This window comes from Erwinia sp. S38, from assembly GCF_016624545.1.
GTDB lineage: Bacteria > Pseudomonadota > Gammaproteobacteria > Enterobacterales > Enterobacteriaceae > Erwinia > Erwinia coffeiphila.
Window position 1 is genome coordinate 105,661 of record NZ_JACVTS010000019.1, and the last position, 13,641, is coordinate 119,301.

General features: G+C 54.0%; 8 protein-coding genes. 1 reads left to right on the forward strand and 7 read right to left on the reverse strand.

The features are described from left to right. Window positions 1-461: 461 nt before the first annotated feature. The 6 genes from IBT46_RS19895 to IBT46_RS19915 all read right to left on the reverse strand — a co-directional run bounded on the left by IBT46_RS19895 (window position 462) and on the right by IBT46_RS19915 (window position 11,340). Window positions 462-1,865: an efflux transporter outer membrane subunit gene (locus IBT46_RS19895; RefSeq protein WP_200547073.1), complete on the reverse strand. Its 1,404-nt coding sequence runs from the start codon at window positions 1,863-1,865 to the stop codon at window positions 462-464. Beyond that, on the reverse strand, window positions 1,855-4,980 hold the full coding sequence (locus IBT46_RS19900; protein WP_200547074.1) for an efflux RND transporter permease subunit: 3,126 nt from the start codon (window positions 4,978-4,980) through the stop codon (window positions 1,855-1,857). Before IBT46_RS19900 ends, IBT46_RS19895 begins: the two co-directional genes overlap by 11 nt. Window positions 4,981-4,989: 9 nt before the next feature. After that, window positions 4,990-6,114, reverse strand: coding sequence for an efflux RND transporter periplasmic adaptor subunit (locus IBT46_RS19905; RefSeq protein ID WP_200547075.1), 1,125 nt, complete (start codon window positions 6,112-6,114; stop codon window positions 4,990-4,992). Window positions 6,115-6,326: 212 nt separating this feature from the next. Further along, the gene (locus IBT46_RS27375) at window positions 6,327-6,515 is read right to left on the reverse strand and encodes a toxin-antitoxin system HicB family antitoxin (RefSeq protein ID WP_234471798.1); all 189 of its coding nucleotides are present in this window, start codon (window positions 6,513-6,515) and stop codon (window positions 6,327-6,329) included. Window positions 6,516-6,953: 438 nt separating this feature from the next. Next, a complete protein-coding gene (locus tag IBT46_RS19910; protein WP_200547076.1) occupies window positions 6,954-8,669 on the reverse strand; it encodes a penicillin-binding transpeptidase domain-containing protein in 1,716 nt (571 codons plus the stop codon). 397 nt (window positions 8,670-9,066) lie between these two features. Next, a complete protein-coding gene (locus tag IBT46_RS19915) occupies window positions 9,067-11,340 on the reverse strand; it encodes a molybdopterin guanine dinucleotide-containing S/N-oxide reductase (RefSeq protein ID WP_200547077.1) in 2,274 nt (757 codons plus the stop codon). Window positions 11,341-11,569: 229 nt separating this feature from the next. On the opposite strand from IBT46_RS19915, the gene galR reads away from it, so the two are divergent. Then, window positions 11,570-12,571 carry an HTH-type transcriptional regulator GalR gene (gene galR / locus IBT46_RS19920; RefSeq protein ID WP_200547078.1) on the forward strand — a complete coding sequence of 334 codons (1,002 nt, stop codon included), beginning with the start codon at window positions 11,570-11,572 and terminating at the stop codon, window positions 12,569-12,571. A gap of 69 nt (window positions 12,572-12,640) precedes the next feature. On the opposite strand, the gene IBT46_RS19925 is transcribed toward galR, so the two are convergent. Further along, window positions 12,641-13,099 carry a GNAT family N-acetyltransferase gene (locus IBT46_RS19925; protein ID WP_200547079.1) on the reverse strand — a complete coding sequence of 153 codons (459 nt, stop codon included), beginning with the start codon at window positions 13,097-13,099 and terminating at the stop codon, window positions 12,641-12,643. Window positions 13,100-13,641 lie beyond the last annotated feature (542 nt).

Genomic DNA, 13,641 nt, shown 5'->3' on the forward strand with positions numbered 1-13,641 from the left:
CTTCATTATTCTCCCCCTTGCGATTGAGGCACGTATTAAACACAAAAATAATCCCCCCACGGCTCTGCAATGCCTTGTGATGTCATTACAACCAAACCTCAGAACCAGAGATTAAGAAAAGATAAAACCAGGAACAAATGAACAACGTTTCTGGAGCAGGTTTTGCGCAAAAGAACCTGAATTCAATTACAAAAACTATGACAACTTCACAACATACATGAGTTTCATGCTATCAAGCGGTTTTGACCCACTGGCACCTCATGTCTCAGGTCTGCAGGCAGCTTACAAAAGCTGGTATAAAGAAATAAAAGTCAGCTCACTTCGCTCAGCCATCCTTAATAGTTGGTCCTACCGCGATTGCTGATAATAATTAAAAAAGCCCGGATAATCCGGGCTTGATTCTTAACGCAATATTGATCGATTTTTCGATCAATATTGCGGAGTTTAAAACAGGCTTAACACTATGATTTCCATCCTCCGCCCAGCGCTTTATAAAGCATTATCTGCTGAGTCAGCTGCCCCAGCCGGGTGGTAATTAATAGCTGCTGCGAACTGTATAACGATCGCTGTGCTACCAACACATTCAGATAATTGTCGACCCCTTCACGATAGCGAACGGTAGCCAGATCGTAGTTTCGCTGACTGGCTTGTTCATCCAACTGACGTGCGTACAGCTCATCTTTATAAGTTTCCTGCCCAGCAAGCGCATCTCCAACCTCTTTGAATGCTGTCTGAATCGTTTTTTCATAATCCGCAATTTCAATACGTTTTTGCAGCTTGGCAATATTCAGGTTCGCGACGTTTTTTCCACCCCGGAAAATAGGCAGATCGATAGCTGGACTAACGGCCCATGCCGCAGTACCACCGCTAAGCAAATCGCTCAGCCTGCCTGATGTCGATCCTCCCATTGCCGTCAAACTGATACTGGGGAAAAATGCCGCGCGTGCTGCGCCAATATTCGCGTTCGCGGATAACAGCGTGTGCTCCGCAGCAATAATATCAGGGCGGTTGGTCAGCAAGTCTGAGGGCAGCCCGGCTGGGGTTGCCGGGAAATTCCACTCTTTTTTCAGGCTGGCGCCGGCCAGTATATCCGCAGGCAAATCGGTGCCGACCAGCAAGGTCAACGCATTCACATCCTGTCGCACCTGTCGACTGTAGGTCGCCACATCCGCCTGGGCAATACGCACGAGGGTTTCGGCCTGGACCAGATCCTGCTCGGTGCTGACGCCCCCTTCATAGCTGCGTTTGATCAGATCGTAGGAGTCCTGCTGGCTTTGTGCCGTGCTCTGCGCCAGCTTGAGCAGTTCATTATCCGAACAGAGCGACAGATAGCTTGCCGCCACCTGCGAAATCAAACTGATCCGTGTTGCACGCTGAGTGGCGTCCGTTGCCAGGTAACGTTCCAGTGCGCTGTGGCTGAGGCTACGCAGGCGACCAAAGAAGTCCAGTTCCCATGCGGTCACACCGAAATTCGCATCAAACTGATGGTAGGTTACTCCTCCGCCCGGCCCGGTGTTATACAGATTACCCGGCAGGTGAGCGGCCGTTTCACCGGCATTAAGATCGACAGATGGCATCAGCGCGGAACGAGCAACCGTTACCTGCGATCGCGCAACTTCAACATTCAGCGCCGCAACCCGCAAATCACGGTTGTTTTCCAGCGCCCGGACGATCAGCTTATGCATCACCGGATCGGTGAAAAAGTTTTGCCACCGGATATCTGCTCCGTTGCCGTTCAGATGCTGTCCCTGCCCTGCATAATGACCGGCAACAGGTAACGACGGGCGTTGATAGTCCGGTTCCATCGTACAACCAACCAGCATCAGTATCGGCAACAGCCCCATTGATAAAGTCTTATGCATCATGGTTCTGCACCTCTTGTTCTTTTTTATTCCTGCCGGCAAATAGCTGCGAAACGACAACGTAAAACATCGGCACAAAATAAATCGCCAGGAAAGTCGCCGTAAACATGCCGCCCACAACGGCTGTACCAATCGAGTGCTGGCTCCCTGCACCTGCACCGTGTGAAATCATTAGTGGCATCACACCAAGGATAAACGCCATTGAGGTCATAATAATTGGCCTGATACGAAGTTTTGCCGCCTCTGTCGCCGCTTCCACTAACCCCATCCCCTCTTTCTCATGCAGGTCTTTGGCAAATTCGACGATCAAAATAGCGTTTTTCGCCGCCAGCCCGACCGTCGTCAACAGACCAACCTGGAAGAACACATCGTTTTCTAGTCCCCGCATCGTCACGGCCAGCACGGTACCCAGTACCCCCAGCGGGACGACAAGGATAACGGAAAACGGTATTGACCAACTTTCATACAGAGCGGCAAGGCAAAGAAACACGACGATCAGAGAAATCGTATACAGCGCGGGGGTTTGTGAACCCGACATCTGTTCTTCATATGACAATCCGTGCCACTCCACTTTAAATCCCGGGGGCAGTTTGGCAGCAATCTCCTTGACCGCTTTTACGGCTTCCCCTGAACTGTATCCCGGGGCCGGCGATCCCATTATTTCTACTGCGGAAATACCGTTAAAGCGCTCATAGCGTGGAGAACCATACTGCCACTCTCCTTTACCGAAAGCCGTATAAGGCACCATCGTTCCGCTGCTGTTGCGGAAGTACCATTTTTTCAGGTCCTCCGGCGTTACACGGGAACCGGCATTTCCCTGCACGTAAACTTTTTTAACGCGGCCGCCATAGGTGAACTGATTCACGTAACTCGACCCCCAGGCAATGGAGAGTGTGTCGTTGATATCGCCAAGATTCAGGCCCAGCGCTCTTGCGCGCTCATCATCAATAATCAAGTGATACTGCGGTTCATCTTCCATGCCGTTAGGACGGGTGGCGAACAGGCGCTTATCTTTCGCCGCCATGGCCAGAAACTGATTTCGGGCGGCCATCAATGCGGTGTGGCCTTTGTTTTGAGTATCCTGCAGGAAGAAGTCAAAACCGGTCGCGTTCCCCAACTCCATTACCGCTGGCGGTACAAGCGCATAAATCCTGGCGTCTTTCGACTTCGAAAAATGTGCCATCGCTCGTGCTGCCAGCTTCTGGACCGACTGCTCGCTGTTACGCTCACTCCAGGGTTTCAACAGGACAAACGACATCGCGGTGTTCTCACCTCGCCCCGAGAAACTAAAACCGTTAGGGGAGAATACGGACATGACTTCGGGGTTTTTCAGCAACCACTCTTCCATATCATTAATCACTTCCTGAGTACGTTCTGAGGCGGCGTTAGCCGGCAGTGTCACCTGCATCATTAAAACGCCCTGATCTTCATCCGGCAGGAATGAGGTTGGCACCCGCATAAACAGTACGCCGGTTGCAACAACCATCGCCAGATAGATAACCAGGAACAGGCTGCGCCGGGAAATTACCGTACCGACACTCCTCGTATACTTCAGCGTACCGGCATCAAATTTACGGTTAAACCAGCCGGCAATACCTTTATCTTTATGATCTTCAGAAGCGGGTTTTAAGATGGTTGCACACAGTGCCGGAGTGAAAATCATCGCCATCATCACCGAAAGTGCCATGGCGGAGACAATGGTGATTGAGAACTGGCGATAGATAACCCCGGTAGAGCCGGCAAAGAAAGCCATCGGCAGTAACACCGCCGAAAGCACCATGGCAATACCGAACAGAGCGCCCTGAATCTGCTCCATAGATTTGATTGTCGCAGCCTTGGGATCGAGCCCCTCCTCATGCATCACACGCTCAACGTTTTCCACGACCACGATCGCATCATCCACCAGCAGCCCGATGGCCAGTACCATCCCGAACATCGTCAGTGTGTTTATCGTATAACCACAGGCCGCCAGCACGCCGAAAGTCCCCAGCAGTACCACGGGCACCACCATCGTGGTAATCAGCGTAGCGCGGAGGTTTTGCAGGAAAATCAGCATAACGAAAAACACCAGCACGATAGCTTCGAACAGCGTTTTCACCACCTCTTCAATCGATGCACTTACCACCGGCGAGGTGTCATAAGGATACTTAACGATCACACCAGGCGGCAGCGACGGCATTGCATTTTCGACAGTCTGACGCACACCATCGATGGCATCTAACACGTTAGCTCCGCTGGCCAGACGTAAAGCAATACCGGCGGAGGGTTTACCGTTATACGTTGCTGAAATGCTGTAATCCTGCGGCCCTAAATCCACACCGCCCACATCACGTATGCGCACCTGTGAACCATCAGGATTCACTTTCAGCAGGATATTTTCAAACTGTGCGACCTTTTGGAAACGTGTTTTACCCACGATAGTGGCGCTGAATTTTGCCCCCTCTACCGAAGGCAGCCCCGCCAGCTTACCGCTTGATACCTGGACGTTCTGTTTGTTGATAGCGTTAGTCACATCGCTTGGAACCAGCTGAAACTGGTACAGCTTGGCCGGGTCCAGCCAGATACGCATGCCGTATTCTGACCCCATGACGATAAAGTCACCCACGCCATTCGAACGCGCAATCGAGTCCTGGAGTTTTGATACCAGCAAATCGGCGAGGTCACCGTTACTCATTTGACCGCTGTCCGCAATCAGGCTGACCACCAGCATAAAGTTGGCCTGATATTTACGGACGTTGATCCCCTGCTTAACGACCTCATCGGGTAGCTGTGACTCGGCGAGTGACACTTTGTTTTGCACCTGAACCTGAGCAATATCGGGATTGGTACCCTGATTGAAGGTCACAATAATTGTCGCGCTGCCGTCGCTGTTACTTTGCGATTCGATATAGCGCAGGTTATCTATGCCGTTCAACTGCTGCTCAATAACCTGCACAGAGGTATTCTGAACCGTCTCGGCGCTGGCGCCAGGGTAGGTCACCTGTACAGAGATAGCCGGCGGAGAAATATTCGGATACTGGTTAATCGGCAGGGTAAAAATCGACAATCCCCCAATCAGCATCACCAGAATCGCCACAACCCAGGCAAAGACAGGGCGCTCAATAAAGAATTTAGACATCCGTTTTCCTTACTGCGCTGAGGGATCGGCAGTGGTTAAGTTAGCCCGCTTAAAGACTTTAGGCTGATGCTCACTGGGCGAAACCAGGCTGCCATTACGGACCAGCTGTAATCCATCAACAACAACCCGGTCGCCCGACTTAAGTCCTTCAGTGACCAACCACTGGCCGTTAATCATCTCGCCGGTTTTAATAGCCTGCTCAACCACTTTATTATCTGTCCCAATTTTGTAGACATAAGGACGGCCTTTAGGGTCGTGCATAATGGCCGGCTGCGGTGCCAGTATTCCCTGATGAGCAACCCCCTGAGGCAGAACCGCGTGTACAAACATACCCGGCAGCAGATCACGGTTGGGATTCGGGAAAAATGCACGCATCGTAATGCTGCCGGTGGTTTCATCGACAGTCACTTCCGAGAACTCCAACTTGCCCATATGGACGTAGTCCGAACCATCTTCCAGCGTCAGCTTAACCGCAGCGGCGTTGTCCCCTACGGCCTGCAACTTGCCTTCAGCCAGCGCGCGCCGCTGACGCAGTAGCTGCAACGACGATTCACTGACGTCTACGTAGATCGGGTCTAGCTGCTGGATTGTAGTGAGGTAATTGCTTTGACCATTGGTCACCAACGCACCCTCGGTATAAAGAGAGCGCCCGATTCTGCCGGTGATCGGCGATCGAACGTTGGTATAGTTGAGATTAACCTGAGCAATTTCTAACTCTGCCTTCGCCTGTTTTTCCGCGGCAACGGCATCGTCATAGCTTTGTTTGCTGACGGCTCTGGCTTCCATCAGCGGTTTGTAGCGTGTCGCCAGCTGGCGGGCATTTTCCAGTGTTGCCAGCGCCTTATCGTAGGTCGCCTGATAACTGGCGGGATCGATCAGATATAAAGGCTGCCCTGCCTTAACGTCACTCCCCTCAACAAACAGACGTTTGAGAATAATACCGCTAACCTGCGGCCGCACTTCGGCTGTCCTGACCGCAGTCGTCCTGCCTGGAAGTTGTGTAAATAGCGTTACCGGCTGACTTTTAAGTGTTGTCACACCAACACTGATCGGTTTTACCGTGGTGTCTTTGGTTCCCTGATCGCAGCCTGCAAGCATAAAAACCAGACATAGGGGAAGGATCGTTGATCTCATAATTTAATCTCTTACCATAACCTTTAAATTTAATAACGAGAGTGACTATTCTCAAGATAAGTTAATAACATACCGGGGAGCTGAGCCAGGCCTTAGCACGGCTGGGCTTACGTCAAATATGTTTGCTTAAAGCGTTGAATGGCCCCTATAACGCTGGGTCACCAGTACGTTGGTTACAGCCTGCTGGCTGACAATTAGCAGGCTGTATCTGATCAGCCTCTGGGCTCAATTCCCCGGCGACGCAGCTCTCGCCGGGCCAGTTCCTTGAGCCAATATGCAAGGGTAATGTTGTCATCATCCGTCAACGACTTAATCTGAGCATGAAGCTCAGGATGTATTCGCAGCTGAAAGGCTGCTGAACGTCCACCGACTTTAGGCGTCCTGTCTTTAAGTTTCGGCATAGTAATCAGCTCCTGGGAATAAGAACGCCCCTTGTCGCGCTACCAACACCATCAAGGGGCTGACACCGTTAACAGAATGCGATGCTGACAGTGCTGGGGGCAGCTTAGCCTCAATGCAATTATTTCTTTGGTGGATTCAGGTGAAAGATGTAAACAGAATATTGAAAGTTGTGAGCGTTCTTCTGGATTGAAACAAAGCGTAAGATTCTGAAGATACAGACAAAAAAAACCCACGCATCCGCGTGGGTTGGTGCAACTGAACAGGGTGCAGTCCGCCGGGAGCAGACTGTATTCACACCAATCAATACCTCTGGGACTGCTATTGTCACCAGAAGCCGATCCTGAAACCAGCAAACAAAAGCAAATGAATGGCGCTAAATGCAACCAGTCATGACCGGCCGCTCATTTCTTTACATATTGAACATCCTGAGGTTTTTCCTAACCCGGGTTGTAAAGTGCATCCGGCGCGATATTCATATGCTTCAGCACCGGACCAATAATATTGCCAAATACCGGTGCCGCCACCGAGCCACCAAAGTGATCCCCGGCGGTCGGGTGGTTAATCATAATCACCAGTGCCACCTGAGGATTGCTGGCAGGGGCCACGCCGGCGGTATAGTTGATATAGCCGCCGTCATATTTGCCGCTGTCACCCATTTTTTCCGCCGTACCGGTTTTAATTGCCAGCCGATAGCCCGGCACCGCCGCACGCACCCCACTGCCGCCAGGGAGCGCATCACTCTCCATCATATGCACCACGGTTTTGACCGTATCCTGATCGGCAACCCGCGTTCCCAACACCGGCGGTGTGACCTTGGTGATCGACAGCGGGCGATAAACGCCGAATGAACCCAGCGTGGCGTACTCACGCGCAATTTGCAGCGGCGTAACGCGTAAACCATAGCCGAATGAGAACGTTGCACGTTCAATGTCCGCCCAGCGCTGACGGTGCAGGGGGAAGTAGCCGACGCTTTCGCCGGTCAGCCCAAGGCCGGTTGGTTTACCCAGGCCAAACGACTGATAGGTATTCACCAGCACCTCTGCAGGCATCGCCAGTGCGATATGCGACACGCCGATATCACTCGATTTCTGCAGGATGCCGGTCATCGTTAATCGTGACCAGTGGCCAACATCGCGGATCAGATGGCCGTTAACCCGGTAAGGGGTGGTATCCAGTACTGAGTCCGGGCGAACCAGCTTGCGGATCAGCCCTTCCATTACCACCAGCGGTTTAACCGTTGAGCCCGGCTCGTAGCTGTCATTAATCGCCGTGTTACGCATCTGCGCGGGCGATACTTTGGCAAAATTGTTCGGGTTAAATGAGGGATAAGAGGCCATCCCGAGGATCTCGCCGGTATCGATTTTGATCAACACCGCCGCACCGGAGTCCGCCTTATTCAGCAGTACGCCATCGCGCAGCTTGCTATACAGAGTGTACTGGTCGAACTTATCAATACTCAGCTGCACCGTCGGCGGCTGCTGAGGCGGCTCGTAGTTAATCATTGCCACAATATTGCCGTTGGCGTCCTGGCGATATTTCTCCACGCCGGGCGTTCCCTGCAGGACTTTATCGAAGCCTTTCTCCAGCCCGGTCAGCCCGTTGCTGTCTGCACCAACGATACCAATAAGCGGCGCGGTGGCCTCACTCATAGGATAAAAACGGCTGTCGTCATAAACAGTGGTAATACCGGTAAGATGAAGTTTGGAGATATCTTTCGCGATACCCAGCTCGATTTTTCTGCCCAGATAAAGGAAGCGACGATTGGGATTAGCATTAATTTGTGCCGCGATCTCCTCCGGCCTGAGCTCCAGCGCATTAGCCAGATAGGCCCACTTGGCGCTGGTAAAGTCCGGATGCGCTTCTAAAACTCGTTGCGGATCGGCAATCACATCGCGCGAGGGCACGCTGAGCGCCAGCGCTTCGCCGTTCCTGTCGAGCAGGGTGCCACGGTTGGTCGGTAAGGTAACGGTTCTCAGCGAGCGTTCATCCGCCTCTTTTTCCAGCATCGGATGGTTAATCAACTGTAAATCGGCCACCCGCGCGAGCAAAACACCCAGGCATGCCAGCACGCCCACACAGACAAGGCGGAATCGAACGGGATTTAACGTCGGGGCTGGCTGAGATTTGGTCAGCGATCTTTTCAAGGGAGGCATGTTTTTTCCAGAACAGGGTGCGTGATAACTCTCTGGCGTTTATACAAAAAATGATTCGGAGTTAACAGGCAAACAGTGTTTCAGATCGTGATTAAGCGAGAGGAGAAGTCATGCAGAAAGTTCAGAAAAAAAGATGAATAAAATCAGTAATCTGTAAGAAAACCCTTAGATTACAGGCAAAAAAAACCTGCGCATCTGCGCAGGTCGGTGAAACAAAGCGATAAATACTTTTTGATGTTCACCCATCAATACCTCTGGGATCTGAACTGTATCAATCCGCCGCATCGGCTCGCTACTCAGGAATCGCAACAGTTACCCGCAAAATGTAACCAGCTATGTGATTTGTAGGGGTTTTAGCAATGAATCGCCAACATTCAGGCTAATCCCCTTCATCCCGTCAGGCCACTTCAGCCAGTTTGCGAATCTCCACCAGGCAACTCATGGCGTTCGGTCCCTGAGTTAAAGACGAAGTACCAATATCCAGCGTCAGTACGTTAGGATTTCCGGCACGATCGTAGTCCCGCCAGGCTTTGCCAAACCCGGGATCGAACCAGGCACCGGTGGAAATCAGCACCACGTTCTGACTGACGCCCTCCGTCAGGCGCACGCCGGCCTGAATACGGCCGCGATCGTTACTGACTTCAATCACGTTACCGTCGCTGATACCGCGTTCCGCCGCATCCAGCGGATGCATCCACAGCGTTTCGCGCCCGGCCGTTTTGTTGGCCTGCACCGTTGGCGTGGCATCCAGCTGACTGTGTAGACGGTCGCCGGGTTGAATGGAAATCATATGCAGCGGGAAGCGTTGTTTAACTTCCGATCCCAGCCACTCGGCTGGCTCACGCCATTCGGGATGCGGACCAAAGTCAGCAAGCTGATAACCCTCAATCGTTTCCGAAAAGAGTTCGATTTTACCGCTGGCGGTTTTAATCGGATTGGCCACCGGATTAGCGCGGAAATCAGCCATAAATACCCAGTCTTCCTTCGGCAGCGGGATCTCCACGTGCCCTTCCTTCCAGAATGTTTCGAACTCCGGGAAGTCGATGCCCTTGTGATTGTGGGCCACCGCGCAGCGCTGGTAGAGATGTTTGATCCACGCCATTTCATTGCGGTTTTCGGTAAAGGTGTCGCGATACCCCAGCCGCTCGGCCAGATCGGCAAAGATATCAAAGTCGTTGCGCGCCTGATGCTGTGGTGCAATCGCCTGATGCATCGCCAGCACGAAGCGATCTTTGGACGATCCACCGATATCATTACGCTCAAGGGTGGTAGTCACCGGCAGAACGATATCCGCCATCTGCGCTGCGGGGGTCCAGACGATATCCTGCACGATAACCGTATCCGGGCGCTGCCAGCCCTCAACCAGACGGTTCAGCTGCTGATGATGGTGGAACGGATTGCCGCCCGCCCAGTGGATCAGATGAATATCCGGATAGGTGTGCGTTTCACCCTGGAAGGTATATTCCTCGCCGGGTTGAAGCAGCATATCGCTGATACGGGCAACCGGTATCGCCCGGTGCGCGATCGGGTTAACCCCGGTAGACATCAGGGGAGACGGGCCTTCAATACGCGGATTGCCGACGCTATTCATGGAGCCGTGACCAAACGAGAAACCGGCCCCCGGCAGGCCCGGCTGCCCCAGCATTGACGACAGGGCAATCATCATCCAGTACGGCTGTTCGCCGCGATGGGCGCGCTGAACCGAGTAGGAGCAGGTAATAAAGCTGCGCTTGCCGCTTAGCTGCTTTGCCAGCAGCGCGATGCGCGCGGCCGGAATACCGGTAATCTCGCTGGCCCACTGCGGCGTTTTCGGCTGGCCGTCGCTTTGCCCCAGCAGATAACTTTTGAGCTGCGGATAGCCCACGCAGTGCGACTGCAGGAAGGCATTATCCACCGCACCCAGGCGCTCGATTTCAAATCCTAACGCCAGCATCAGCGCCACGTCGGTGTTCGGGCGGATCGGAATCCACTCGGCGTTAACGAACGCCGGGCAGTCATCGCGCATCGGGCTGATGTTGATGACCGGCGTACCCTTTGCCGCCAGCTGCTCTAGCGCGGGCTTCAGGCTGTGCTCGCCCGCTCCGCCGGAGGCAACCTGTGCGTTTTTCAGCGCCAGTCCGCCAAAAGCGATAAAAACTTCACAGTGTTTAACCACATCCGGCCAGTCGGTCACGCGGCCGGTCAGCGGCATATAGGTGCCAATCACATAAGGTAAAAAGAATTGTGCGGCACCCCAGCTATAGTTGCCCTGCTGATCAATGCCACCGCCGCCAAGGTTGTAAAAACGGCGCACCAGCGTGCGGGCATGGTTAACGCGGCCCGCCGATGACCAGCCGTAAGAACCGTCGAAGATCCCGCTGGCGCCGTAGCGGTCACGTACCCGGCGGTTTTCCTCGGCAACCAGATCGAGCGCGGTTTCCCAATCCACTGCGACAAAATCCTCGCGACCGCGCAGAGTACGATCGCTCTTCTCCCGCGACTTCAGCCACGAACGGCGCACCATCGGCTGGCGGATACGCTTATCCGAATAGACCAGTTCCGGAATGGTATTCAGCATCGGTGACGGGTCCTGGTCAGCGAAAAAGGGGTCACAGCGGAGCAGTTTGCCATTTTCAACAACGGCACTGAAGGCACCCCAGTGGGCAAGGTGAGGGAGTTTTTTTAACGTCATGCGAGGACCCGGTCATGGTGTCAGTTTTTCTGGAAACTCAGAATAGCATCGCTCAGTAACGGAGTGAAACCGTGTTCACTTTATCAGAACGAACAGCCTGCAATCAGGCGGACTCAAAGAGGAAAATCCTCAGCTTTGCGACATCCGGCGCATTCTCCAGGCTTGCAGTCACTGCGGCTTTCCGCAACACTACTGCAATGTAAACGCTTACCCAGAAAGGTTGGACCCTATGGCTACCATAAAGGATGTCGCCAGACTCGCGGGGGTGTCGGTAGCAACCGTTTCTCGCGTCATCAATAACTCCCCTAAGGCCAGCGAAAATTCGCGCCAGGCGGTGACGCAGGCGATGGAGTCGCTGAAATACCATCCGAATGCCAACGCCCGCGCGCTGGCGCAGCAGTCCACGGAAACCATTGGGTTAGTGGTCGGGGACGTTTCCGATCCCTTCTTTGGCGCAATGGTAAAATCTGTCGATGAAGTGGCATGGAATACCGGTAATTTTCTGCTGATCGGCAACGGCTACCATAATGAGCAAAAAGAGCGCCAGGCCATTGAACAGTTGATTCGCCACCGCTGTGCGGCGCTGGTGGTACATGCAAAAAAAGTCCCGGACAGCGAGCTGATCGGCCTGATGAAGCAAATTCCCGGGATGGTGCTGCTGAACCGCGTGCTGCCGGGTTATGAACAGCGCTGCATTGCGCTGGATGACCGTTACGGTTCCTGGCTGGCCACCCGCCATCTAATTCAGCAAGGGCATAAAAATATCGCCTTTATCTGTTCTAATCATTCCATTTCTGACTCCAGTGACCGCCTGCAGGGCTACTACGATGCACTGAAAGAGCACGGCCTGCCCTGCAACGATCGCCTGGTCGCTTTCGGTGAGCCGGATGAAGTAGGCGGTGAAACGGCGATGACCGAGCTGCTTGGCCAGGGAAAGACCTTCAGCGCGGTGACCTGCTATAACGATTCGATGGCGGCGGGCGCGCTGGCGGTGCTGAGCGATAACGGTGTTCGGGTGCCGGAAGAGATTTCGTTGATCGGCTTCGACGACGTGCTGGTGTCACGCTACGTTCGCCCACGCCTGACGACCGTTCGCTATCCGATTATCACCATGGCGCAGCAGGCTGCCATGCTGGCGCTTGCCCTGGCCCACGGTCAGCCGCTGCCGGAAGTGACCCATCTGTTCAGCCCGACGCTGGTGCGCCGCCATTCAGTGGGAACTCCTGCCTGAACCGAAAGCAACAGCGGTTCAGCGGTTCAGCGGTTCAGCGGTTCAGCGGTTCAGCGGTTCAGGGTCTGACTACAACGATTTATGGTAAAGGTGCACGGTGGTCGCAGGATAGTCCAGCGCATCACCGATATAGCGCCAGCCGAATCTTTCGTAGTAGCCCATGCAGTCAGAGTAGAGATAGAGATTTGCATCCCCGCGCTGTCTGCAGCAGTCGATAATGGTTTGCTGCAGCCTCTCGCTTAGCCCCCGCCCGCGCCAGCTTTCATCAATGTACAGCGCTGCCAGCCAGGGGAACAGATCCTGGCGGCTGACCAGATCGCAACGCCACAGCCCCACCGTTCCCACCGGGCGTTCACCGTCGAGAGCCACAAAGGTGATTGGCAGGTCGCTACCCGCAAGGCTGCTGTCGATGACGCTGGCAAAAAAGTCGCGGCTGTTATCTGTGCCAAACGCCTGCCAAAGCCAGTCGGTGATGATTTCGCGATGTTCGGTGGCGTCGGCAAGCGGCACGATACGTAGGGTGGTCATGGTGCGGTTCCGGGGTGATGGTTTTGAGTTCAGTAAATTACCACAGGGAACGGGGTTTGGCTGCGGGGTTAGGGGATCGGGGGACAGCCTCTGCGGCGGCTGGGGTGATGAGATCGGGGGACAGTCTCTGCGGCTGCCGGGCGGTCCTCGCGCCGCTTTGCGGTGCCTTCGGCTACGGCATCCGGCCTGCCGGACCGGCTAAGACTGGCGTCCTGCCCGGCTTAGCCTGACGCCAGCTTCCCTGCTGGCATCTCCTGGCCTGATGCCTTCACCTCAGCGCTGCGGATTGCCCGTCATCCGCAGAGGCTGTCCCCCTTCTTACACTTGAAGTCGCTTTCTGCTAAAAGCTACAGGCAACACTAAACCAACGGCACAGAAGGGCTACTCCGGTCGAAGCATACAAAAAGTCTCTGCCCCCCGGATACTTGAAACCGCTGTTTTCTAAAGCTGCACGCGAAACGAAGAGTTTAGCCACAGACAACCCGAAGCTCATGGCGCAGACGGGTGGCTACCCCGATCGGAGCATCCGCAGCGCTGAACGT